This window comes from Fulvivirga kasyanovii (assembly GCF_009711405.1).
GTDB classification, from domain to species: domain Bacteria; phylum Bacteroidota; class Bacteroidia; order Cytophagales; family Cyclobacteriaceae; genus Fulvivirga; species Fulvivirga kasyanovii.
On record NZ_SMLW01000594.1, the window covers coordinates 1 to 24,570 of the forward strand.

A 24,570-nucleotide genomic window follows, 5' to 3' on the forward strand; every position below is an offset into this window, starting at 1 on the left:
TTGTTAAATCATTCAAAAACCGCTTAATAGCATTGGAGGTACAGAGGTGGTTAGCCAGTCTGTAAGAAATGTCCAATGTGATTGGAAAGCGTGCAGGACACCCTCTATCGCGATTTTTACAATCGGCATGTAAACCGCGCTTATTGTTATCATTATACGAGTTTGTTTACTGCTTTTGCCGATTGCTGATTAACTACTGTCTGTCAACAAAGAGGTGAAAATTTAGGCTATCCCCCAGAAATTCCGTTTGATCCGAAGTCTGCAGTTTATTGATACGACAAAAAGTCCATTGATCCTTTTAGGAGCAATGGACAGCGAGTTTGCGTTTTAAGAGCCTTCTTAGATCTTTAGCTTCTCCAGGTTTTCCTGGGAGAGGGGCTTGTTGATGTATTGCTTTACGTAGCTGTACTTCTTCGACTTGTTTACGTCCTGTGGGTTAATGGAAGAAGTCAGCATCACAATTTTACATTTGTTTCTTGTGCCTTCCGAGAGCTTTTCAAACTCGTCGAGAAACTGAAATCCATCCATCAGGGGCATATCGATGTCAAGAAAAATGACGTCTGGTAAAACCTTGTCAGAAATCTCTTCAACCTTCTCAATATTCTTAAGAAATTCTATAGCACTTTTTGCACCGGTGTGTGTATAAATGTACTTTGATATGTCTGCTGCTTCAATCATTTTCTGATTAATGAGGTTATCTATCTCATTATCATCGATTAACATTACAGAAATATATTTCTTTTGGTTGTCTGACATATGTTTTAACGATTATCTAAGCTAAATATAAACTATAAGCGAGTAATTACAAAATTATTTCTAACACTTCAAAGGGTTGCCAAGGCAGTCTGATAGCGTTAGAAGCAAGTATACCCACCTCACTTATACAGCATGAGGTGGGTGGTATTAAGTATTAGAAATCGAACTTTATCCCCTGAGCAAGAGGGAGTTCCGTTCCGTAATTAAGGGTATTTGTTTGTCTTCTCATGTACACTTTCCAGGCATCTGAACCCGACTCACGGCCACCTCCGGTTTCTTTTTCGCCACCGAAAGCACCACCAATTTCTGCACCTGATGTGCCAATATTTACATTGGCAATACCACAGTCTGACCCCTGATGTGAAAGGAACCTTTCAGCTTCTCTCATATTTGTGGTCATGATGGCTGAAGAGAGCCCCTGAACTACACCATTTTGCATTTCAATGGCTTCATCAATGGTGCTGTACTTCATGAGGTACAATATAGGGGCAAATGTTTCTTCCTGAACGATTTGCAGGTCGTTGGAAGCTTCTGCAATAACCGGTTTTACATAGCAGCCGGATTCGTATCCTTCGCCGGAAAGCACTCCACCTTCAAGTATAATGCTGCCACCCTGAGCTTTTACCGCTTCAAGGGCATTTTCGTACATTTTAACGGCATCTTTATCGATAAGCGGGCCTACGTGGTTTTTCTCATCCAGTGGGTTGCCTATCCTCAGTTGCTTGTATGCGTTGGTCAATTTGTTCTTTACATCTTCGTAGATGCTGTCGTGTATGATCAGCCTTCTTGTAGAGGTACAACGCTGGCCACAGGTACCTACCGCGCCAAACAGTGCTCCTGTAATGGCTATTTCCAGATCAGCATTTTCTGTGATGATGATGGCATTGTTTCCACCAAGCTCAAGAAGTGACTTGCCCAGCCTTGCACCAACAGCTTCGCCGACCTTCTTGCCCATTCTGATCGAGCCTGTTGCAGAAACCAAAGGTATTCTCTTGTCGCTGGAAATAAGCTGACCAATTTTATAATCACCATTCACCACGCATGATACACCTTCTGGTACATTGTTGGCTTCAAATACTTTGGTAATAATGTTTTGGCAGGCAATGCTGCAAAGCGGGGTTTTTTCTGAAGGCTTCCAGATACAAACATCACCGCAAACCCAGGCAAGCATAGTGTTCCATGACCATACGGCTACGGGGAAGTTAAATGCAGAGATGATACCTACGATGCCGAGCGGATGGTATTGCTCATACATGCGGTGGTTTGGCCTCTCAGAGTGCATGGTAAGGCCATGAAGCTGGCGCGACAGACCTACGGCAAAATCACAGATGTCGATCATCTCCTGAACCTCGCCAAGGCCTTCCTGGTATGATTTGCCCATTTCGTAAGATACCAGTTTACCCAGCGATTCTTTATACTTGCGAAGCTCTTCGCCGATCTGCCTTACCACTTCACCTCTTTTAGGTGCAGGTATCAGCCTCCATGATTTAAATGCCTCTTCGGCTGTTTTTACAATTTCTTCATATTGATCTTCTGTAGTAGTACTGACTTTTCCGATCAGTTTTCCATCTACAGGAGAATACGATTCAATAAGTTCACCCTTCGAACCCAACCACTTCGTACCAGTTGAAGAACCTGAATTTTCTGCTTTAATTCCTAACGCCTTTAGCGCTTCACTTATACCAAAGTTATCGTTACTCATGATTTGATTTTTTATTTAAAGTGCAAAGCTAAAGAAATGTGAGGAAGGATAGTCCACCTCAGAGAAAAAACAATCGATTGAGATAATAAAATTTGAGGGTATTACTATTGCTGATTTCCTGAAGTATTTATGCTGAACCGGGCTTACCAATCGACCCCGAATACGCCTTTTTCACCATCCGCATAGATACCTTCTACAAGCATGCCACCGCTCTTGTTTTCCATGATCTGGTTAAGGTCTCTGATGTCACTGACTATCACTTTGTCAATTTTGGTGATAATAAAACCTTCCTGGAAGCCGGCATCTTTCCACTTGCCATTTCCGAGGGATTTCAGCCTTACGCCACCTTCAATGTCATATTCGCTCAGGTCCTCAATGCTCAGGTTTTCCAGTATTGCACCTTCAAGTTCATGTTCGTAGCGATCTGCCACAAGCTCGGTACTGCCTTCGGTATTTTTCAGCACGGCGTCTACCTTACTTTTAATGCCACCTCTGATGTAGGTGACCTGGATTTTATCTCCGGGCCTGTTGCGGGCCACCAACTCCTGCAATTCCGAAACATTCGAAACCCTGGACTCATTGATGGCGGTGATCACATCTCCGGGCTGTAGTCCGGCATCTTCGGCGGAGCTGTTTTTGTTTACATAGCTGATGAATACGCCGCTGACCACATCCATCCCTTCCGCATCGGCTATAGCGGCATTCATATCACCAATCCTGATGCCGAGAAGGCCTCTTTGTACCGTGCCAAATTCCAGAAGGTCGTCCATAACCTTTTTTACCAGGGTTACGGGCACGGCGAACGAGTATCCCGAGTAACTGCCTGTGGGAGTGGCAATGGCCGTATTGATGCCGATCAACTCACCATTAAGGTTAACCAGTGCGCCGCCGCTGTTGCCAGGGTTCACGGCTGCATCAGTCTGTATGAACGATTCGATTTGGAGGTTATTTTTATCTCTGAGTATGCCAATATTACGTGCCTTTGCGCTGACTATACCGGCCGTTACCGTGGAGTTCAGGTCAAAAGGATTGCCAATGGCCAGCACCCATTCTCCGGGCAGGATTTTATCAGAGTCTCCATACTCGACATAGTTTAAACCTGTTTCATTGATCTTTAGCAAAGCAAGGTCGGTAGTAGGGTCACTGCCGATGACTTTTGCCGGGTATGTCCTGTTGTCATTGAGTACAACTTCGATCTGGCTGGCATTCTCAATGACGTGGTTGTTAGTCGCCAGGTAGCCATCGTCAGAAATGATCACCCCTGAGCCTGATGACTGTGCAGGGCCTCTGAAAACACCCTCCAGTGGATTGATGCTGTACTGGCCGGTGGCATACAAGGCTCTGATATGTACCACGCCGGGCACTACCTTGTTGGCAGCATGGATAAAATTAAGGCCTTTGGGTACTATAATGGCGCTGTCAGAGATCAGACTGGCTGTGGACACCTGCTGCTGACGCTCCGATATGGATTTGTAAGATTGCAGTGAAGTGTTGTTACCTGAAAGGTAAGTGAAAATGATAGCGCTGGAAATAAGCGCACCGAAAACAGAGGAAAGGAATATGCCGAAAAAAAACTGCCGCTTGCTCATATATCTAAAAATGTTTTTGTAATAACGCTAATTCGCTGCTTTCAGTTTTGTAATGTAAGGAAATTGTAGATGTTACTGCTGTCTTTCCTCCTGAAGTTTTTTCAGTTCCGTCATTTCATCACGCAATTTGGCAGCTTCCATGAAATTCAGCTCCTTGGCAGCCTTTTCCATAGCTTTTTGTGTTTTGCTGATCAGCTTCTCCAGCTCGTCTTTGCCCATATAAGCTACCACAGGATCGGCCGCAACAGATGGAGCTTCCTCGCCGGTGTAGTACTTTTTGCCACCTTTCTTCTTATCGGCCACCCCGGTTTGCTGAAGGATAGACTCCTTGGAACGCAATATGGTGGTAGGTGTAATGTCGTGTTTTTCATTATAGGCCATCTGTATACTTCTCCTCCTGTTGGTTTCATCTATGGAAGTTCGCATAGACTCCGTGATACTGTCTGCATACATGATCACCATACCGTTCACGTTTCGAGCCGCACGGCCTATGGTCTGTATGAGGGAGCGCTGGTTACGCAAAAAGCCTTCTTTATCAGCATCAAGGATGGCTACCAGCGATACTTCCGGTAAATCGAGGCCTTCTCGCAGAAGGTTTACACCCACAAGGACATCGAATATACCCAGGCGCAGCTCCCTTAAGATCTCCACCCTGTCCAGGGTATCTACTTCGCTGTGTATGTAGCGGCACTTAACACCGGCACGTTCGAGGAACTTTGTCAGTTCTTCAGCCATACGCTTGGTAAGGGTAGTTACCAGTACACGCTCTTCCTTTTTTATTCTTTCATCGATTTCTTCCAGAAGGTCATCTATCTGGTTGAGGCTTGGCCTTACCTCTATGATAGGGTCGAGGAGACCTGTAGGCCTGATGATCTGCTCCACAACTACCCCTTCGGACTTTCTTAACTCGTACTCCGAAGGTGTGGCGCTTACGTACACTACCTGGTTGAGCATAGCCTCAAATTCATTGAATGTCAGCGGCCTGTTGTCCAGAGCGGCGGGTAGCCTGAAACCAAAATCAACGAGGTTTACTTTTCTGGAGCGGTCGCCACCCCACATAGCCCTGACCTGTGGTACGGTAACGTGGCTTTCGTCGATGATCATTAAATAGTCATCAGGGAAATAGTCAAGAAGGCAGAAAGGTCTGGCGCCGGGGCTTCTGCGGTCAAAGTAGCGCGAGTAGTTCTCGATACCAGAGCAGTAGCCCAACTCACGCATCATTTCAATATCAAATTCGGTACGCTCTTTTACCCGCTTGGCTTCCAGGTGCCGTTGTTCTGTCTCAAAGTGATTGACCTGGGCAACGAGGTCATCCTGGATTTCATGTATGGCGGTGTGCAACAGGTCTTTGCCGGTAACGAACAGGTTGGCCGGGAAAATGGAGATGATGGTTTCTTCGGAAATGGTTTTGCCGCTTTCTGGGTCTATCATTTGTATAGACTCTATTTCGTCTCCCCAGAAGATTATGCGGTAAGCGAAGTCTCCATAAGCCACAAATATATCTACAGTATCGCCCTTGACCCGGAAATTACCTCTTTTGAATTCCGCCTCTGTTCTGCTATACAAGATGTCGACCAACGCAAACAGCAGCTTGTTTCTGGCGATGGTTTCACCTACTTTTAATTTTATTACGTTCCTGCCAAACTCTTCCGGGTTACCGATACCGTAGATGCAGGAAACGGAGGCCACCACGATAATGTCGCGCCGGCCGGTAAGCAGGGAAGAAGTGGCGCTCAGGCGCAGTTTTTCGATTTCCTCGTTGATGGAAAGGTCTTTTTCTATATAAAGGTTTGAAGAAGGAATAAAGGCCTCGGGCTGGTAATAGTCGTAGTATGATATAAAATACTCGACTGCATTTTCAGGGAAAAACCTTTTGAACTCCCCATATAGCTGGGCAGCCAAGGTCTTGTTGTGGCAAAGCACCAGAGTAGGCCTGTTTACGTTGGCTACCACATTGGCCATGGTAAAAGTTTTACCTGTACCTGTTGCTCCCAGGAGGGTCTGAAATCGCTCGCCAGACTCAATGCCTGCTGTCAGTTCATTTATTGCTTTAGGCTGGTCTCCGGTTGGAGTATATTCACTGCTAATTTTGAATTTCATATTGAGTTTCCCGTGATCCTTTCCAAATCTAGAGATTAACGCATAGAAACAGGTAAGGGTTCGGATGAAAAGACGAGAGTTTGAGGCCAGGCTGACTTTTTAGGGAAGACATTAACATGGCGAATAAGCGTTTGACGGCCTCTGTTAGCAGTATCCGTCAAGACATCTGTATTTTATAAAAGCCAGCAAGTTAGACAAATATCTCATGCTTGCATGAGTGCCAAATGGTGTTGTATTTTATGGCTTAGCTTTTCTTTGGCACATATTTGCTTTACATTTTTCTATAAATATGATGTCCTTACAGGATACCATGCTGACTTGCCATTAAAATTAAACCACGAATCCCTTCTACAGTGATAATCCTGTAGGATAAAATATTTGTAGTAGTGGCCATCTAGCTCATATTGTTCTGCAATAGTTGCCAGTAAGGCACAAAAGTACGCCCTTACTTATGCAGCAAGGGCGTATGAATAGCGTTGTTTAATGGTTTATTTCTTAAGATAAATGGTGCACAAGTTTGAATACATCATGGTTTGCGGATCGCGCAGGAACGCCATGAAATCATCTTTAAACTTCTGTGCCAGTTGTCGGGTGCCGAGTATTTCTTCAAATTTCGGCAGGGCAATTTCCATTTTCAGGTCCCATAGATAATCATTCTTCTCATCGATTTTCCCTACTATAAAATGATAAGGACGGATGTCGATATGCTCCAGTTCGAAGCCTGCTAATAGTCCGTAGTGGAGCAGTTTCCTTCCTATCATAGGATCAAAACCGGTTTTTGAAAGTCCATTCAAGACCTTGTCAAGATTTTCTATGGTTTCCGGATAATGAAAAAGTAGCTGTCCGTCAAGGTCTTGCAGCATGACCAGGCCATTTTTCTTGCACACCCGGTACATTTCCTTTATGCCTTCAACAGGCTCTTTCAGGTACTCCAGCAAAAATCGGGTATAGAGAAAATCTGCAGAATTGTCTTCTAAAGGGAGTTCATAAATGCTGCCCTGCATAAACTCTGCATTATTGAGGCGTTCACATTTTTTACGGGCATTGGCGAGGCGTTCTTCGCTTAGGTCTACACCTTTAACTGATGCATGGCTAAACTTTTTGGCTATGGCAGAGGCTATTGCACCTGCTCCACACCCTATATCTACTATTTTTGCTTTGGTATCTGTTTTTAAGTATGGTAAAATAAATTCTTCAATAAACTCGTCCGTGTTTACCTTGGCATCTAAGCGGCCGGCTTCACGAGGGTCGTCCATGAAATATTTTGGTTGCTTTAAGCTGGGTGTATCCATTTGTGTTGGTTTTGTTAGTTAAAAGATCGTGGTTAAGAAACCTTCGATTGTTCGTTTTTAATTAGTAAATGTTCGTGAACAGCTTTTAATTCGTTCACCAGGTAAAGGCACCATTTGTCCAGAACCGTATTATCGCAGGTGAAGTAGTTGTATGTCCTCATGGTGGACCCACCGTAGGCATTTACCAACTCTTCATATTCCGGGTTTATCAACAGCGGGATCTGGTTAACATCGGATTTCATATACTCGTTGGATAGGTGGTACAGCATATTGTTCAGTGCTTCATTTAGTACCCATATCGGCTGCTTTGAATTCAGGATTACTTCTGTTGAATTCTCTAATAGGCTGAAATTCAGGCCGGCCGATGCTTTGTTAATCAATGTAACACCGAGAATGTTGTTCTTGTTATCTTTGTAAGCCACAATCTTCCTTGTCCGCGACAGCCCGTACTTACTATACTGCTCATCAAGCTTAGACAAGGTAAAGTCGTCGGAATCAAGATCTTGCACCCAGGAATAAAACTGGCCGCGCTCCATCGTCACGAATTGCTGTATTTCTTCCTTGTTACTTGCATTTAACTCTTCTGCATAAATGGAAGAATCATTTAACCTGATCGGTTTGAGCGGATAGCTCAGAAAGCTATAGGTATGCAGGTGGCTGTGTAGTGGCCCGGCCTCACCTTCAAGGTATGAAAACATGTTGTTGGCAAACCTTGTTTTGGGTTGGTAAAACACCTGAATGGCATTGTTTTCGACTATATCCTCTTTCAAAAGCTCGAGGAAATGAAGTAAAATGAGCCTGGTGTTTTCAGGTTGATTAGAGACCATGTGCTGTATCAGATAGCTGCGGGAAGTGCTTCTCCATGCAGACACTGATGCGAACAGGTCTTTTTCAGGGCGGTTATAAGTTAATAACAGAAAGTTCTCCCACGGCATATCCAAAGCCATACTCCAGTTGGCTTTGATCATTGGATAGAGATACCGCATTTTCTCTTTCTTTTCCTGGTATAAAAAATTGTACTTGTCGTAACACTGGAACAGGTCCTCGACTTTAATACCGTTTACATTTGCACCTATCATATCTTTTTTTAGTATGAAATTTAGAAGAATAGCGGTACAACTGAAACGAAATAATTAAGGTTCAACTACATAGGTAATAATTTATGACTTTAAAAATTATCAATAATCGAAATGGTGGAATAGAAGAAGCTTATGGGATATAAGTAATGACAAATGTCATAATATCAGACAGATATGCAATGTAAGTTTTTTCGAGGAATTCTAAGTTCTCTCTGTGAAATGCGTTATAACACACAAATGTCACAGAGAGAACGAATAATTTTATCAGACGGATTGCTTAGAATCCTGGTGAAGCCACTGGTTGGCGTCGTGTTCTGAGTTGAATACTTTATACAAAAGACCCATCTTTTTAAATTCCGGATTTTCTTTAAGATCGTTTACAGACAGTTGGGTAAATACATTGTCATTTAATATAACAGCCGTTTTGGTAACACCCATTTTAATGATAGCCGGAGCGTAGGTTTTTATAAACCAGTCATTCGCTTTTGAAAATGGACCTGAAAATTTTCTTACATCTTCAACCAGGTATTTAACATTATGCTTTTTGATCAAATCAAGAGACTGTTCGTGCGACTTAATGATATTCTCCACATCCAAAAAGCCATTCCAATTAAACATTAAGGTGTTATTATCGGCCAGTGAAAAAGTCAAATACGGTACTTTAGATCCGCTTTTAGTTAGTTTAAGTAGTTCCTTCATTACTCTATTGGTTTTTAGCTTCGATAAATTCTGTAAAGATAGCACCTATATGCCCATTTCTCCATTGGGTTTGACTCATTACATTACTTTGTAACTTTTTATCCTTGATGTGATAAAATGATTCTTGTTTTTGGCTTTAGTTTTTCTTTAAACTGTTGTATAGTAATTACTTATATAAAATTTATGCAACTGTAGTCCTGAAATATAGGAGGTGACTTTAAGTTAATTATGGTAAAAAAATGGTTGGAATTCTTCCTGAATTGGGAAAACCTTACAGCAAAATGAGCTTCAATTCCAGATTTCCCATGATTTTTCGGCTTGTAAATGAAGCATTTCTATCCCATTTTTAATGCTTGCTCTCTGATCCAGTCCTTTGCTGAGAAACTGTGTAACCTCCGGATTATAAACCAGATCATAAAGAAAATGTTTATTGGAAAGCAGGGAATAATCCAGGTCAGGTGCAGCATCCGTTTGAGGGTGCATTCCTAATGGTGTGGTGTTTATGATCAGCCTATGGTCCCTGATCAGCTCCGGGGCCTCTTTCAGGGAGGTGTAGCTGAGGTTTTCATTTGAAGCCTGGCGTGACACCACTTGGTAAGGTATGCCCAGGTCTTTTAATGCTGCAATTACAGCCTTGGATGCTCCTCCGGTACCAAGTACAAGAGCTTTAACTTTTGACTCTCCGATCCAGTTCGCCAATGATTCTCTAAAACCGAAGTAGTCAGAATTATAGCCGGTTAGTTTGCCATCCCTGATTTTAATGACGTTGACAGCTCCTATTTCCCGGGCTTTTTCATGGATGTCGTCTAGTAGTGGTATTACATCTTCTTTGTAGGGTATGGTGACATTCAGGCCGGCAAGATCTGGGGTTGTGCGTATTAACTGAGGTAGTTCGTCAGCCGAAGCCAGTTCGTACAGCTCATATTTACAGGTATGAAGACCTTCTTTCTCAAATTTTTCGGTAAAGTATTTTTTTGAGAAAGAGTGTGATAGCTTTTTGCCTATAAGGCCATATAGACTCATTTTACTGTGGTGTTTTTGACTTGTAGTTGGCTATTTTTTCAATGGCAACCACAATAAAAACCCCGAGGGCCAAAAATAGAATGGCTACCAGTACCTGTGGGTACTCCCCCGTTTTCTCGTAGTACTCTGCAGGGAAAACATTCTTAGTAATGTAGGCTACTTGCTCACCATGGCTGTTGACCCTGAATTTAACAGGGGTTTTCCATGGCCATACTTTATTTAAGCTGCCTATCATGAAGCCGGACAGCAGCCCGATGGCCAGATTATGATAGTTTTTTAACAACCATGAAATGGCTCTCACGAATGACAACAGGCCAACAACGCAGCCGAGGGCAAAAGTGACTACCGTAATTATATCGAATGTACTTATGGCATTCATCATATACTCATACTTACCCAGTATGAGCAGGATAAATGACCCTGAAATGCCGGGCAGTATCATAGCGCAGATGGCTATGGCTCCGGAAATGAAAATGAACCACGGTTGATTGGACGTTTCTGCCGGGGTGGCCTCTGTGATAAAGTATGCAATGGCAATCCCTACAAGGATAGCTAATATTACGCCCAAGGTCCATCGGTTAATAGCCCTGAGTACCAGAATAGCTGAAATGATAATAAGCCCGAAAAAGAAGGACCATAGCGGGATAGGGTGATTAGCCAGAAGATAAATAATAAGCTTGGCCAGGGTAAGAAAGCTGGTGATGATCCCCAGGAACAAAGGCAACAGGAAGCTTCCGTTGATCTTTTTCCAAAATGGCATGACCTGAAGGGTGAACAGCAGCTTAAAAGCTTCCAGATCGAAAGCCTTTATCGAGTCCAGTAGTTTTTCATATATGCCGGTGATAAAGGCAATGGTTCCTCCGGATACACCCGGCACCACATCGGCGCCACCCATGCCCACACCTTTCAGGTAAATGAGCAGGGTTTCCTTCAATTTATTCATTTAGTAAGCTCAGCTTTTTTCGTTTAACGAAAGAAAATGGTTAAAAGTATCGCCTCTTAATCCTAAGCGTATTGTTTCCAATGGGATAACCTCATTGGGAGCGATATTGCCCAGGTTAACATTGGCGCCTAAAAGTTTTATAAACCAAACCTGCTGCGCTTTTTGGGGTGCTTCCCAGATTATTTTTTCGAAAGGGATCTTTGTTAGTATCTCCTGTACAAGTCCTGACCTTACTTCTCCTGTTGAGCGGAATAATCCCACATTACCACTTTCACGTGCTTCACCGATCACTTTCCACGCGCCAGCATCAAGTTCTGCCTGCATCAGCTTTATCCACTGGTAGGGAGGTATGATCTTTTCTTCGTCTTTTGAACCTACTTCTGACAGTACTGTTACCTGCTCGGATAGTTTGCTGATCAGGTCACACTTTTTATCATGGTCAAGCTCAATGGAACCATCAGAAACCTCTGCGTATTGTAAATTGTATTTATCCAAAACCTTCCTGTAGTCATCGAACTGGTCTCTGACGATGAATGATTCGAACAGGGTGCCTCCGAAATAAACAGGGATGCCGGCGTCCTGATATACTTTTATTTTTTCTTTTAAGTTGGGGGTAACGTAAGAAGTTGCCCAGCCGAATTTAACAATGTCTACGTAACCTTCACATATGCTTAAAAAATCTTCAACTTCACGAATGCTAAGGCCTTTGTCCATAGCCATAGTAAAACCGTATTGCCTGGGCTTTGTAGTTCGCTCAGGAATGTTGTTTAAAGTATAATTCATTAGGAATTCTCTTTTCTAAATTGATCAATGATTTTGTATAGAGCCTTCTGAGTTTCAAGCTGTGGGAAAAACTCAAACAGGACTTCATGTTTATCAAAGTCCAAAATTAACGCATTTTCCAAATAATTAAAGGCTTCTTTGTATTTGCCTGCGCTAATGAGGTAGACGGTGAGTCTGTAGAAGAAGTCTGCATCATCAGGGTTGTCTGATAATCCACTGATAATCAGGTCTATAGCTTTGTTGTATTCTCCTTGTTCGTAATATATGTATGACCAGTCAAGCCATATTTCTTTGTCTTCGGGGGTCAGCATGCTGGCCTCTTCGTAAGCATCTATACTGGAAACAATGTTCCCAATTTTATATTCGGTCTCTGCTACAGCCTTCCAGTATTCCGGATTTTCATGGTCCAGCTTCAGGGCTTTGTTGTAAAAGTGGAGCGACTGATACCATTTCTGCTGCATGTTAAGGCATTTGCCTGCGCCAAACCAGGCTTCGTCGTACAGGCTGTCCAGTTTGGTGGCTTTTTGAAAATATTTGAGACCCAGCTCGTACTGCTGCATTTTTTCGTATACCGAGGCCATCTGGCAATAGACCTCAGGGCTTGGGCCTTCGATATCTATGGTCTTCTTATATGCATCAAGGGCATCGGTGTATCGCTCCATCTGGGCATAGGTATTGCCCATGTTGAAGTGCGCAGACGAAAAATTCTCTTCGATAACTACAGCATAGTCATACGCCTGAATGGCTTCTTCATAGCGGCCAAGCTTGTTGTATACTATACCGAGATTATACCACGCTGCCTGGGAATATGGGTCGGCATCTATAAACTGGTTGTAGTAAGATATGCTGCTTTCCAGTTCGCCGGTGATGTCGAGGCAGTAGGCCAGTTCGTACAATGCACCATCGTGAAATATGTTTTCAGCAATAGCATCTTTATAAGCATCTATAGCTTTGCCATAGTCTTCCATGCTCTGGTAAGCCAGTCCAATGCTATAGTATACTTCATCTTTTTCTTCGGCAAATGGCAGGCTGGTCATGTAAGTATCAATGGCTGATACATAGTTGCCCTGCAGGGAATAAATAGATCCTTTCAAAAGGTGTATTTCCGAATCGTTGGGCTGAAAAGATTCTGCCTTGTGAAGCAGCTCAAGTGCTTCTTCGTATTCTTCCAGGTTGCTCAGCACCTGTGCCTTTGTTATCAGTAGTTCTATGGAAAAGGGATACTGCTCTGCAGCCAGATTGGTCGCGTTTAGTGCTTTTTTATACTGCCCCCGTTCTATGTAGAAGCCTATGATCTGTTCAAAACTATCAAGTTCAAAAAAGTAACTTGCCTTGTTCTTAATGTGATCTTCGAACCTTTTGATCAGTTCGTTTTCTTCTTTTCTCTTAAAATTCTCAGCCATTCAATCACCTCAACAGTTTAAACAATTTAGTTAATTTAACCCTAAAGTTAAATAAGAAAGTTACTTAATTTTCAGTAAGGTTTTCCTTTAAGTAGAACTCGCAAGTCCAGTTAATAGTATCCGAAAGTGGCACAAAGTTATGATTTAGTTCGCTCTTGATCTTACTATTATCAAAGTATATTTTGCTATTGCCGATTCGTGCCGTTTCCCGCGTTATAATGGGGGGTGAATCTGAAAATAACGACTTGATACCCTGTAAAATACGTGCTAATTTCATTAGAAATGCATTGGCCTTTATTCGGGGAGCCTTTTTGTTAAATGCTGCGGCTATTTTCTCAAAAAAATCTTTGATGGGAATATTGTCAGCATTGACTATATATCGTTCTCCTGAAACCCTTTTGTTCAGTAACTTAAACACAATATCAGCAACATCACGAACATCTACATAGTTCAAAACCCCGGAGGTATAGAATGGCTTTTCATTCCATACATATTTGAAGAGCCTTGCGCTGCTTTTGTTCCAGTCGCCAGGGCCTAGAATTACGGAAGGATTGATGATCACTGCGTCCAGGCCTTCCATTATTGCCCGCCAGACTTCCAGCTCGGCCTGGTACTTTGATTCGCCGTAGTTGGTGTTCCATTTGGAGTTCTCCCATTTGTTGTTTTCATCCACCTGGCCGGCATGTGTATTCCTGCCCAATGCAGCAACGGAACTAATATGGATGAAGTATTTGGTTGAACTGGCCAGGGCCATATTAACTATGTTGCGGGTGCCTTCAATATTCACCTCGTTCATTTTGTGCCGGTCTTTGGCACTATATGATATTATGGCTGCACAATGTATGATGGTATCAGCCTCCTCCAGCACATTGGCAAAGCTTTCAGTGTCCAGGATATCGCCCTGGTGCAAGGTTATTTCTTCAAGTATGTCCTCCAGCAGGCTCAGGTCACTGGATGGGCGCACCATGGCTATGAACGGTAACTGCTCTTTCAGCAATTTCCTGCATATGTAACTGCCCAGAAATCCATTAGCTCCGGTAACCAGGATCATATCTTAAAGCGTATAGTTGATTAAAGGTAATTGCAAGGCCTTGTAATAGTACTTTTCAGTTCTTGATTTCTGAAGGACATCGAAATGCTTCAGGTTATGGCAGTCACTACCCAGCAGGTGTACATACCCTGAGTCTACCAGCTTTTCAGCAGTTTTTTTTACTTCTTTGGAGTAATACCCAACGAAGGAGTTAATGTTAACCTGAAACAATACGCCCCGATCCATCAGGTCGGTAGCCACCTCAAAATCACCGTGAATATAAGCATATCTTTCAGGATGTGCCATTATTGGGTTGATTCCCCTCGATTTGGCCTCAAAGATGAACTCTTTAAGGTAAAAGGGTTCGTTCATGAATGAAGTCTCAAAGAGCAGATAGTTGTCGCCAAAAGTGAGAAATTCCTTCGTGCTGTCCTTTATTTTTTCAAGCAGGCTTTCATCCAGGTAATATTCAGCGCCCGGTACTACTTCTATGGCCAGCCCCTTTTGATTGATGAGTGAGTTGAGTTCAATGATTTTAAGCCTGATGTCATCCTCACTGTTGTTATAAAAATCGCGCATGATGTGCGGCGTGGTGATAAGTTTCTGATACCCCAGGTCACTGAATCCTTTTACTATTTTCAGCGCTTCCTCGTAAGTTTCTACGCCATCATCGAGGCCGGGCAGCAGGTGGGAGTGAACATCAGTACGTAAGCGGTCAACCGGTTTTGCCGATTTTTTTTTGAAAAAGTTAAACACGTTTGCCTAGCAGTCTATTTATAAAATTGTTACCTGATTCAGTTTTTTCTTCATAATAGCCGTAGCCATAGCCATTTGCCCCAATATTAGACGTACCATTTAAAACAACCGCAATATTTTTAAATTGATTTACACTACTGAGCCTGTTTAGTGTGTTCAGGAATATTTTTTTGGAGTAATTCGCCCTTACCACATAGATGGTCAGGTCAGCCTTTTTCATGGCCAGGATGCCGTCTGTGACCAATCCTACAGGCGGGGTGTCCAGTATGATAATGTCATAGTCGTACTTCAGCTTATTGATAAGACTGTCGTACTCGCCATTGAGCAAAAGCTCGGAAGGGTTTGGCGGGGTAGGACCAGCCGGTATATAATCCAGGTTTTCTACCGTGGTTTGTTGTATGCACTCTTCGATCGTGTGCTTGTTGATCAATATGGTACTAACACCTTTGCCCATGTACTTGTCCTGAAATGCCATGTGGACTCTTGGCTTTCTCATGTCAAGGTCCAGCAAAAGTACTTTCTTTTTAGAAAGCGCCATGATCGCGCCCAGGTTTACGGCCACAAAGGTTTTTCCCTCTCCTCCAATCGTAGAAGTAATGGAGATTACCCGGTCTTTCCCGCCGGGAACCATAAATTCAATATTGGTACGTATAGACCTCAGTGCCTCGCTTACGGCCGATTTTGGCTTTTTGTCTATCACCAGTTGGGTCATCCCGATCTTTTCAGAAGTGCTGGGGACTGAACCCAGGATAGGAGCTTCTGATAGCCTCTCGATCTCATGCACCGTGCTTATTTTGTTGTGAAGCAGATAACGTATGCTCACAAAAACAAAGCTCAGGAAGAAACCTGAAACCAATCCTATGCCATAAATGATGAGCACGTTTGGTGAAATAGGCTCCTGCGGCAGGGTGGCGGATGAGAGTATTTTAAAATCTGTAGTGGTGCCTGCTTCCGCAATCTGAAACTGGGCCTTACTTTGCATCAGGGATAGATAAAACTCTTCGTAAAGCTTAAAGAACCTCTGGTTTTTGTTAAATTCTGTGCTTTTACCAGGCAACTCTACAAAGCTGTCTTCCAGCTTTCGCTTTCTGAATGTCAGCTCCTGGATCTCGGAGGTGTACCTGTCCGTTAAAGTTTTGAGTTGTGTTTTAAGGTTGTCGGTAAGGCTTTCTATTTCCTGGTCCTTCTTTTTAAAAGCAAATGTTGATTCATTGTATGAGAGCCTTAGCCGTTCTCTTTCATTGAGAAGTTCGGTAAGTTCCGTAAGCATATCCGATATGTATTTTGGGTATGCGGTAAGGGAATAGTTCAATGTGTTCAGCTCACCATTTTTCAACTCCTTCTGTATCTGCTCTGTGGCTTCCACTTTTTTGGACAGCTCATACCGTTGGGAGTCAAGCGCATTGATGGCAGTAATTGTTTTTTTCAGGTCTTCATCCAGGTCGTTGGTCCGGTTTTTAATGGTGAAGTTCTCGAAGTAATCTTCATACCCTTCAAGCTGATGCTCTATCTGCTTAAGCTCACTGTTGAGCCATTCGATTTTTTGCTTGTTTTCCTGATTTTTTTCTTCCTCGGTATAGTTCAGGTAGAGTGTGTCAATAGCATTTACCAGGTCTCTTGCTTTCAGTGGGTTATGATCCTTGAAGGCAATGCGTATGGTGTTGGCGTTGAGGTTGAGTGGCTCAACGGTTAAATTTCTACTTATATAGTTGATCTGCGCTCTTTCACTGTTGATGATAAAAAAGAAATTGCGATCACCCTGTGGCACGTAATACTCCGTGAGGTAAATGATAAATTCTATATCAGGTGTGTTGACGGGTTCTCCAAATTTGTGTGTCTGGGCTTTGGTATTGTCGTCTTCGGAGAAGCTAATGCTATAGGTGTTGTTGTCCAGAATGGTGACAAAGATCTGTCGGTCCTGTAGTGAAGGATTTTTTAAGGTATAGTCTACAATAAAGGGTGATGTTTCAAATTTCTCATCGTTGAGTACCTTGCCGGCAGTGTAATAGCTGATGCTCAGGTCTATGGTTTCGATTACTTTATTGAAGAAGAGTTTCGACTTGAGTAATTCGATTTCCCCTGAGATGATATTCAGGTTTTTATTTTCTGTAAGTCCGGTTAGACCCAGCTCAGTGGCATCTGACTTTACATCCAGCTTTAGCTCTGACTCCGACTCATAGAGGGGCTTGGTCCATCTTATGTAGAGGTAGGCACTGAGGTTTGTTAATACAAAAATGAACAAAACCCAGGGAATACTTTTTCGAAGCACGGTAAGTGCTTTTTCAAAGTCTATGCCCTCTGTGGGTTTATTGATTTCAGAATGATTTAAAGTTTTATTTTCCAACCTATCTTATACTTATTAAAACAGCAATAAGCGATGCAACGCTGCTCAACGCTGATATTACCGGGCCATTTTCTCTCATAAATTCGGTAAAAGGCCTTCTTATCGGCTCTACGTAAACAATATCTCCCGACCTTACGATCATGTTTGACTGCCGGTAGCCTTCTATGGTGCTCAGGTCTATAAAGTAGGCCTCTTCACCTCTGAGTAGCCTTATGTTCTGCACTTTAGCGTTGTTGTCTATCCCTTTCGAAAGTGCCAGGACCTCCGTAACCCGGATATTTTCACTCTCAAGGGGAATAACATGGCCTCCCATAGCACCCAGTACGATCACCCGCTTGTTGAGGTACGTGAGATTAACAAAAGGATCCTTGTAAAAAGTTGCATATTTTTCCTGTAGTACTTCTTCTGCCTCTTTGATCGTCATCCCCTGTAACTTAACCTCGCCGATCATGGGCAGCTTTACAAAGCCGTCCTGCTTTACAAGATACTTGAGTTTAGGTCTGGCGTTTTGTTCATTGATCCGGTTTTCCCCTGTCGAAAGGGCAAATTCAGGGTCAATCAGTTTTTCGCCACCTTTGGTAAACACCTGTAAATCCAGGTAGTCATTGGCGTTGATGATGTAGTTGCTTTCTGCCTGCTGTTTTGCCTGTTCTATTTTGGATATATTCGGGTTTTCACCCTTTTTAAACATTATATTTTGCTTGTAAGAGCTACAGGCTGAAAAAAGCAGGCAGGTTATGACGAGGTAGAGATAGTTATTTTTCAAAGTCTGCAAATTAATGAACTGTTTTTAGGAGGGCTTGAAAGCCGGCTCCGTCAAAGCTTTAATAACTTTTAATGTACGGTCTCATTTCTGGCCACAAACTCCCTGAATGTAGGCAGTTCAAGGTCTTTCTCTGAAACTATCGGGTTTTCTACACCCCAATCGATATTTAAAGTTTCGTCGTTATACAATATACCGGTTTCTGAGGCTTTATGGTAAAGGTTGCTGCATTTGTAGCTGAATACAGAATCTTCCAGGGCGGCAAAGCCATGGGCAAATCCTTCGGGTATCATCAGGCTGTTGTTAAGCTTACTGTCCAGCATGCAGTAATACACCTTGCCATAGGTATCCGATTCCGGTCTCATATCCACCACTACATCCAGTACTTTGCCTGTAATAACTTTTACAAACTTGGCCTGGGCATATGGGGCCAGTTGCATATGAAGCCCTCTGATAACGCCTTTTTTAGAAAATGATTGATTGTCCTGAACAAAATCGTAGAGGATTCCATGATCATTGAAAACCTCTTTGTTGTAAGCTTCGAAAAAAAATCCGCGGTCGTCTTCAAATATTCGGGGGAAGATTTCAACCAGTCCCTGAAAACCAGTCTCTTTAATAGTCATAAAGGAGTTTTTTTTTAGCGCTAAAGTAAGACTATCAGCTAACGAAGTAAAGTATTTATATGTTTAATTCTTTCAATGAAGTAAGGTAACGGGAGATCACAATTTCTTCACTGAACTCATTTTCTATCTTTTGGCGACTGTTTTTCCCAAAAAGCTGAATTTTTTGATCGTCGAGGTTCATCATGGCCAGCATTTTGGCTGCCAGATCTTCGGAGCTTTTTAGTTTGCACAAAAAGCCATTGAAATTGTCCTGCACTACATTATTACATCCCGGAACATCGGTAGCGACAATAGGCTTGGCGGAGCTGGCGGCTTCAAGCAGTGTCCGGGGGGTGCCTTCCCTGTAAGAGGGCAGTACCACGCAGTCTGCAGCATCGATGAATTGTCTTACATCATCAGTAGTGCCAAGATATTCTACAATATTACTGTTGATCCACTCATCAATGATCTCCAGCTTAATACCTCTTTTGTGCAGAGGGTCTTTGGCGCCTAAAATCTGAAATTGAGCGTCCACACCCTGCGATTTCAATTGTTTAATGGCATCAATATATTCGATTACCCCTTTGTCGTGGATCAGCCTTGAGATCAGCAGAAAGGTAAAGCGCTTGTTTCTTTTAAACGGCAACGCCGGGAAGTGCGAAACATTGATGCCCGAGCCGGGAATAATGTCACTGATTCCTTTTTTTACGAGTTTTTGTTTGATGAAAAGCTCATAATCATGGTTATTTTGAAAGAATACCTTTTTAGGGAACCGGAAAGCCACTTTGTACATGAACAATGCTATTTTGGAAACCAGGCCTTTTTGTAAGAAAACTGTTCCGAGGCCGCAGACATTGTTTATGGTTGGGATCTTTAGCATGCTGGCAGCGAGTGTGCCGTAAATATTGGGCTTTATAGTGTACTGGAGGATTACATCGGGTCTGGTTCTTTTGTAGATGCCGTAGAGTTCGAATATCAGGGCGAAATCTTTGACAGGGTTGGCTCCACGACTGTCCATTTTTACTTTATGAAAGTCGCATCCTGCATCCCTGATCCTTTTGGAGTAGTCATCCTCCGGGGCTATTACGATCACTTCATGGTTATTTTCCTGAAGTGCCTTAATTAAGCCCATCCTGAAATTGTATACATTCCAGGAGGTGTTTAAAACTATTGCCACTTTCATAACTGCCAACTATTATTCTTTCCGCCGATAATAAGTAATGCTAAAGGTATTTCATAGCTTTGCTTAATTATCATAATTTCCCAAATATTTATTCTGCGTAAACATACAAATGTAACCATAAATTTGGCATGTTGTCATATGAACTTTACATTATATTTTGCCAGGGTGGTTTTGGATGAAACATAAGAAGTTCTGATATAGTTATTAATATATAGTATATGGATGATAAAAACAATAAGGGAGTACTGGTTAGTGTAGCCAAAAAAGGTGAGGACGACAGGATCGTGGAGGAACACCTTGACGAGCTGGCATTTCTGGCTCTGACTGCCAATATAACTACCGAAAAAATATTTACACAAAAGCTGGAGCAGCCGGATAAGCGTACCTTTATTGGTAAAGGTAAACTTGAGGAAGTTCATGCTTATGTGGTCGCAAATGAAATAGATCTGGTGATATTTGACGATGACCTCAGCCCCTCGCAGTTGAGGAACCTGGAGAAAGACCTGAAATGCCAGATCTATGACCGCAGTTTGCTGATCCTGGACATATTTCTGAACAGAGCCCAGACTGCCCAGGCCAAAACCCAGGTAGAGCTGGCGAGGTACCAATACCTGATGCCAAGGCTGACGCGGATGTGGACCCACCTGGAAAGACAGCGCGGTGGTACCGGAACACGGGGTGGTGCCGGTGAGAAAGAGATAGAGACGGATAGAAGGATAATCAGGAACCAGATATCGGTACTGAAAAAGAAGCTGGAGAAGATCGAGAAGCAGAATGCCGTACAACGGAAATCACGAAGCAATATAGTGCGGGTAGCGCTGGTAGGCTATACTAACGTGGGTAAATCGACACTGATGCGTATACTCTCCAAAAGCGATGTGAAGGCTGAGGACAAGCTTTTTGCGACGGTGGATGCAACGGTAAGAAAGGTAGTGCTTCACAATATCCCTTTCCTGCTTTCTGATACGGTAGGGTTTATAAGGAAACTGCCCCACCACCTGATAGAGTCTTTTAAATCTACGCTGGCCGAGGTGCGCGAAGCAGATATTTTGCTGCATGTGGTGGACATATCCCACCCTGCCTATGAGGACCACATTCGCGTAGTGAAGGAAACCCTGCGTGACATAGAGGCCTCTGATAAACCCACGATCTATGTATTCAACAAAATAGACCTGTTGGAAAACGAAGACGAGGAGCCGGTGGAAAAGATGCATTCCATACACATGGAGGAGGACGACGAAAAAGTATTTGTATCGGCGCAGAAAGGGATAAACATAGATGGCTTAAAGGAGCTGATCCTGAAAAAGGTAAAGAAAAGGCACTACCAGATCTTCCCTAATTACCTGAAAGATGAGTATTACCTGGGGCAGGAGCAGAAGGAAGACTTATAAGAGCAGAAATATTATTTCGATTTTTCAATTTTTATCTATATTTGCATCCCCAAAACTATGGCCCCGTAGTTCAATGGATAGAATAGAAGTTTCCTAAACTTTAGATACAGGTTCGATTCCTGTCGGGGCTACGAAAGGCCGATTGTCATGAGATGATCGGCTTTTTTGATTTTAAGTGATTGGTATTCAGTCTATTATGCCTTATCTCGCATTTCGATAATTCCTCTCTAAAAACAGGCGATAACTTCTCTCAATTTTATAATCAATTGATATTCAGTTAATTGCGTGGTTCGATTTCCCGCTAAGGGTTAGTGCTGATTTTCTTCATATTATCCTCAATATACCCAAGGTTGGGTATTGACAATGTCATTCTGCATTTACTAGCTTTAAATTTCGCTCGGAAATAAAAAGGAATGACTTTCGGAAAGTAGTTTGAGCAGTTGGGAAAGTTTTTTGGGCTGCTGTGGAACGAAATGAGTAAATTAAGTGCTTATGATCGGTTAAGTATTTACTGTTCAGATCATAATGTATGAATAGCTATATTTGAAATAACAAGCATACTGTTGTATAGATGTAGATTTAATTGTCCGTCTTTAAAAGGAGATTCTGCAATAAGTATATTTGCAAGTCCCACAGTCCAATTCAGAACCAAATGACCAGCCTACGGATTTTAGCTGGTCGTTGGCATTAATTAAGAAGACCTATGACATTTCCCTTTGATATAGATATAAACCTCAGTCAATCAGGAATAACTGGTATCCAGAATAAAACTATAACTGTAAATGGAGGAGTAACAACTTTTCTTGGTCCAAATGGTTCTGGAAAAACACAACTATTAAGAGGCTTAAAATCGAGTCTCGGAGGTCATGCAAATGGGAAAAAGATCAGATATGTTTCTGCTGGGAGACTGGGGCCAATGGAAAACTTTCGTTCTGATTTTGATGGTCAAAGAGGAGGAAGGCCGAATTTTGACATAGCTACTTTTGGCGATAAATCATCTACAAGTAGAAGACACCTAAACGAAACAATCTTAGGGGATTTTGGAACATTATCTGAACGGCCTGACATCCTGATTAAAGTTCAAGAAAGACTTAGAAAGCTATTTAGAAGAGACATAACTTTAGATTGGGATGGTGGAAAATTAAAAGTGTTTTTCTCCAGAGTTGACCAAGAAACTAGCTCCAATTATTCTTCTGCTCGAGAAGCGAGTGGCCTTCTACATTTGGTTGCTATTCTCGCAGCCTTGTACGATGATGAAGTTGGTTGTTTACTAATAGATGAACCTGAAGTGTCACTTCATCCTCAATTACAATCCTTTGTAATGGATGAAATCTTGAAGGTTGCAGGGCCTAATACCGAGGTGGGTAAAAAACTAGTTTTTATTTCTACCCATTCCACTGAATTTATTGAGGTCAGTTCTGTCGAGCAACTTTCAACAATTGTTTTTTGCAAGGACATTTTAGAACAAGCTGTTCAAATAGACCCTACAATAGGTGAATTTCAAAGTAGAAAATTACAAGCTCTTTTAACTCGATTAGGACAAGAACACAAACTAGCTCTTTTTTGTCACTCACCGTTGCTAGTTGAAGGTCCAAGCGATGAGATAATATGTTCGGCAATCAATAGAAAGTTAAATATTAATTTAGAAGCTGCAGGCTCTCAAGTGCTACCTGTAACAGGAAAAGGCCAATTTCCCGTAGTGATTAAATTATTAAGATTGATTGGAAAATCTCCTGCATTACTTGCAGACGCTGATGCATTAACTGATAATCTTGATATCATTGGAGTCTTCACCAGCCTTGATAAAGCAAATGTTTTCGCAAGTGAATTAGGTCATCGTGATGCTCCAGAACTAGCTCGGAATATTTATAATGATTATTGCCAACTTGTAGCTGACCATTGGAGTGATATTCAAGCACGAGCTGAACTGCACTATTATTGGATTAATAGAGACACTGATAAAGACGAACTAATAGCCAAGAGAAGAAGTGCATTTTGCTGGTTGTTTTCAAATGATGATGCAAGTATAACCAGTGTTAACAATGGAGCAAATTGGGTTTCAATTAAACACAGGCTATCAACCTTATTAGTACTACTAGAAAAACTAGGGTGCTTCATTCTAAAAAAAGGAACAATAGAAGCATACTATCAGCACGTTTCTAACCTAACAAATGACGAAAAACCAAATGCAGCGTCCTATGAAGTAAATGGTTTAATGGGTGAAAATGCTGAAACTGTTACTGCTAATTATAACGACATTCTTAGAGCTCTACAATTTTGTTCTCAAGCAAAAGAGATAAATGAAGCAGAAGCAATTCGGGACTTGCTACTTGCAGTCATTACACCGGCATTAGCAACAATTAAAAAGGAAACTTCAGATGCCGAATTAAGATTGTATTCTAACAATTTATTTGGAGCAAAATCGAGTTTATTCCAATTGAGCAAAGAGGAAAATGGTGACGATCTTTATCTTTTAGTAGAGTTGGCTTCAAATATTCTTGAAGTTGAGGGCTTCCCATTAAAAATAAAGAAAGGAAGCAATCCGATTGAAATTGTAAATGAAGCTTTAAAGTTAAAATAAAACTAATGTCAATAACTAGTGAATAGCACCCTTCGGGATGCCACGACACTATACACCAAACGTTACATAAATCGCGTATCACTTACCATGCCAACTTTTCAAAAACCTCAATTGTAGCTATATCTGTCATAAAAAAGTTCGATATAAGTCCGCGAGGGTCTACAAAAAGCCGATTGTCATGAGATAATCGGCTTTTTTGATTTTAAGTAATTGGTTGTCAGTGTGTTATCTATTATTTTCGCTTCGATAATTTCCCTTCTAAAACAGTGGTAATCCCGCATTATTTCGTAATCATTTGAAATACAGTTGATTATGTGGTTCGATTTTCTCGTATGGGTTGACTTAATGATACTGACTTTTCCCCTCAATATACCCAAGGTTGGGTGTTGACAAAGTCCTTCCGCATTAATTAGCTTTAAATTTCGCTCACAAACGTTAAAACGACTTTCGGAAAGTAAATGGTGCAGTTGGGAAAGTTTTTGGGCGAACTATTGAGCGAATTAATTAAATTGAAGTGCTTGTTGTATCCGATTTAAATCATTTGTAAACAC

The 24,570-nt window shown here is 42.1% G+C and carries 19 protein-coding genes and 1 tRNA gene; 3 read left to right on the top strand and 17 right to left on the bottom strand.

What is annotated here, in order from left to right; translation table 11 throughout:
• Positions 1–339: 339 nt before the first annotated feature.
• From E1163_RS17235 to E1163_RS17315, 17 genes are all read right to left on the bottom strand, one after another.
• Positions 340–756, bottom strand: coding sequence for a response regulator (locus E1163_RS17235; protein ID WP_155173699.1), 417 nt, complete (start codon positions 754–756; stop codon positions 340–342).
• A gap of 154 nt (positions 757–910) precedes the next feature.
• A complete protein-coding gene (gene amaB / locus E1163_RS17240; protein ID WP_155173700.1) occupies positions 911–2,458 on the bottom strand; it encodes an L-piperidine-6-carboxylate dehydrogenase in 1,548 nt (515 codons plus the stop codon).
• Positions 2,459–2,601: 143 nt separating this feature from the next.
• Positions 2,602–4,047 (bottom strand): S1C family serine protease, encoded by a 1,446-nt coding sequence (locus E1163_RS17245; RefSeq protein ID WP_155173701.1) that lies wholly within the window; start codon positions 4,045–4,047, stop codon positions 2,602–2,604.
• Positions 4,048–4,119: 72 nt separating this feature from the next.
• Positions 4,120–6,147: an excinuclease ABC subunit UvrB gene (gene uvrB / locus E1163_RS17250; protein WP_155173702.1), complete on the bottom strand. Its 2,028-nt coding sequence runs from the start codon at positions 6,145–6,147 to the stop codon at positions 4,120–4,122.
• A 488-nt stretch (positions 6,148–6,635) separates the two neighbouring features.
• Positions 6,636–7,439: a class I SAM-dependent methyltransferase gene (locus tag E1163_RS17255; RefSeq protein ID WP_155173703.1), complete on the bottom strand. Its 804-nt coding sequence runs from the start codon at positions 7,437–7,439 to the stop codon at positions 6,636–6,638.
• A gap of 32 nt (positions 7,440–7,471) precedes the next feature.
• Positions 7,472–8,518 (bottom strand): hypothetical protein, encoded by a 1,047-nt coding sequence (locus E1163_RS17260; protein WP_155173704.1) that lies wholly within the window; start codon positions 8,516–8,518, stop codon positions 7,472–7,474.
• A gap of 264 nt (positions 8,519–8,782) precedes the next feature.
• Positions 8,783–9,217, bottom strand: coding sequence for a hypothetical protein (locus tag E1163_RS17265; protein ID WP_155173705.1), 435 nt, complete (start codon positions 9,215–9,217; stop codon positions 8,783–8,785).
• A 288-nt stretch (positions 9,218–9,505) separates the two neighbouring features.
• Positions 9,506–10,240: a shikimate dehydrogenase family protein gene (locus tag E1163_RS17270; RefSeq protein ID WP_155173706.1), complete on the bottom strand. Its 735-nt coding sequence runs from the start codon at positions 10,238–10,240 to the stop codon at positions 9,506–9,508.
• A 1-nt stretch (position 10,241) separates the two neighbouring features.
• Positions 10,242–11,183, bottom strand: coding sequence for a polyprenyl-phosphate transporter (locus tag E1163_RS17275; protein WP_155173707.1), 942 nt, complete (start codon positions 11,181–11,183; stop codon positions 10,242–10,244).
• Between the two features lie 9 nt (positions 11,184–11,192).
• Positions 11,193–11,966: a phosphosulfolactate synthase gene (locus E1163_RS17280; protein WP_155173708.1), complete on the bottom strand. Its 774-nt coding sequence runs from the start codon at positions 11,964–11,966 to the stop codon at positions 11,193–11,195.
• Positions 11,966–13,369 (bottom strand): tetratricopeptide repeat protein, encoded by a 1,404-nt coding sequence (locus tag E1163_RS17285; RefSeq protein ID WP_155173709.1) that lies wholly within the window; start codon positions 13,367–13,369, stop codon positions 11,966–11,968. Before E1163_RS17285 ends, E1163_RS17280 begins: the two co-directional genes overlap by 1 nt.
• A 64-nt stretch (positions 13,370–13,433) precedes the next feature.
• The gene (locus E1163_RS17290) at positions 13,434–14,420 is read right to left on the bottom strand and encodes an NAD-dependent epimerase/dehydratase family protein (protein ID WP_155173710.1); all 987 of its coding nucleotides are present in this window, start codon (positions 14,418–14,420) and stop codon (positions 13,434–13,436) included.
• Positions 14,421–14,423: 3 nt separating this feature from the next.
• Entirely contained in the window at positions 14,424–15,155 is a 732-nt protein-coding gene (locus E1163_RS17295; protein ID WP_185156128.1) for a CpsB/CapC family capsule biosynthesis tyrosine phosphatase, read from the bottom strand.
• The gene (locus E1163_RS17300) at positions 15,148–17,499 is read right to left on the bottom strand and encodes a GumC family protein (RefSeq protein ID WP_155173711.1); all 2,352 of its coding nucleotides are present in this window, start codon (positions 17,497–17,499) and stop codon (positions 15,148–15,150) included. The genes E1163_RS17295 and E1163_RS17300 overlap by 8 nt, the downstream gene beginning before the upstream one ends.
• A 1-nt stretch (position 17,500) precedes the next feature.
• Positions 17,501–18,265 (bottom strand): polysaccharide biosynthesis/export family protein, encoded by a 765-nt coding sequence (locus E1163_RS17305; RefSeq protein WP_155173712.1) that lies wholly within the window; start codon positions 18,263–18,265, stop codon positions 17,501–17,503.
• Between the two features lie 68 nt (positions 18,266–18,333).
• Positions 18,334–18,885: a dTDP-4-dehydrorhamnose 3,5-epimerase gene (gene rfbC, locus E1163_RS17310; RefSeq protein ID WP_155173713.1), complete on the bottom strand. Its 552-nt coding sequence runs from the start codon at positions 18,883–18,885 to the stop codon at positions 18,334–18,336.
• A 55-nt stretch (positions 18,886–18,940) separates the two neighbouring features.
• Positions 18,941–20,047, bottom strand: coding sequence for a glycosyltransferase family 4 protein (locus tag E1163_RS17315; RefSeq protein ID WP_155173714.1), 1,107 nt, complete (start codon positions 20,045–20,047; stop codon positions 18,941–18,943).
• A gap of 218 nt (positions 20,048–20,265) precedes the next feature.
• Here E1163_RS17315 and hflX point away from each other — a divergent pair, with 218 nt between their 5' ends.
• The 3 genes from hflX (at position 20,266) to E1163_RS17330 (ending at position 24,019) form a co-directional block, all read left to right on the top strand.
• Positions 20,266–21,438, top strand: coding sequence for a GTPase HflX (hflX, locus tag E1163_RS17320; RefSeq protein ID WP_155173715.1), 1,173 nt, complete (start codon positions 20,266–20,268; stop codon positions 21,436–21,438).
• 59 nt (positions 21,439–21,497) lie between these two features.
• A tRNA-Arg gene (locus E1163_RS17325) sits at positions 21,498–21,569 on the top strand.
• Positions 21,570–22,141: 572 nt separating this feature from the next.
• Positions 22,142–24,019, top strand: coding sequence for an ATP-dependent nuclease (locus E1163_RS17330; protein ID WP_155173716.1), 1,878 nt, complete (start codon positions 22,142–22,144; stop codon positions 24,017–24,019).
• Positions 24,020–24,570 lie beyond the last annotated feature (551 nt).

Excerpts from the sequence above, each read along its gene's own strand:
- hflX (WP_155173715.1), top strand. The coding sequence starts at position 20,266 with ATGGATGATAAAAACAATAAGGGAGTACTGGTTAGTGTAGCCAAAAAA.
- amaB (WP_155173700.1), bottom strand. The coding sequence starts at position 2,458 with ATGAGTAACGATAACTTTGGTATAAGTGAAGCGCTAAAGGCGTTAGGA.
- E1163_RS17330 (WP_155173716.1), top strand. The coding sequence starts at position 22,142 with ATGACATTTCCCTTTGATATAGATATAAACCTCAGTCAATCAGGAATA.
- E1163_RS17235 (WP_155173699.1), bottom strand. The coding sequence starts at position 756 with ATGTCAGACAACCAAAAGAAATATATTTCTGTAATGTTAATCGATGAT.
- E1163_RS17255 (WP_155173703.1), bottom strand. The coding sequence starts at position 7,439 with ATGGATACACCCAGCTTAAAGCAACCAAAATATTTCATGGACGACCCT.
- E1163_RS17280 (WP_155173708.1), bottom strand. The coding sequence starts at position 11,966 with ATGAATTATACTTTAAACAACATTCCTGAGCGAACTACAAAGCCCAGG.
- E1163_RS17245 (WP_155173701.1), bottom strand. The coding sequence starts at position 4,047 with ATGAGCAAGCGGCAGTTTTTTTTCGGCATATTCCTTTCCTCTGTTTTC.
- rfbC (WP_155173713.1), bottom strand. The coding sequence starts at position 18,885 with ATGACTATTAAAGAGACTGGTTTTCAGGGACTGGTTGAAATCTTCCCC.
- E1163_RS17290 (WP_155173710.1), bottom strand. The coding sequence starts at position 14,420 with ATGATCCTGGTTACCGGAGCTAATGGATTTCTGGGCAGTTACATATGC.
- E1163_RS17315 (WP_155173714.1), bottom strand. The coding sequence starts at position 20,047 with ATGAAAGTGGCAATAGTTTTAAACACCTCCTGGAATGTATACAATTTC.
- E1163_RS17260 (WP_155173704.1), bottom strand. The coding sequence starts at position 8,518 with ATGATAGGTGCAAATGTAAACGGTATTAAAGTCGAGGACCTGTTCCAG.
- E1163_RS17270 (WP_155173706.1), bottom strand. The coding sequence starts at position 10,240 with ATGAGTCTATATGGCCTTATAGGCAAAAAGCTATCACACTCTTTCTCA.
- uvrB (WP_155173702.1), bottom strand. The coding sequence starts at position 6,147 with ATGAAATTCAAAATTAGCAGTGAATATACTCCAACCGGAGACCAGCCT.
- E1163_RS17265 (WP_155173705.1), bottom strand. The coding sequence starts at position 9,217 with ATGAAGGAACTACTTAAACTAACTAAAAGCGGATCTAAAGTACCGTAT.
- E1163_RS17275 (WP_155173707.1), bottom strand. The coding sequence starts at position 11,183 with ATGAATAAATTGAAGGAAACCCTGCTCATTTACCTGAAAGGTGTGGGC.
- E1163_RS17285 (WP_155173709.1), bottom strand. The coding sequence starts at position 13,369 with ATGGCTGAGAATTTTAAGAGAAAAGAAGAAAACGAACTGATCAAAAGG.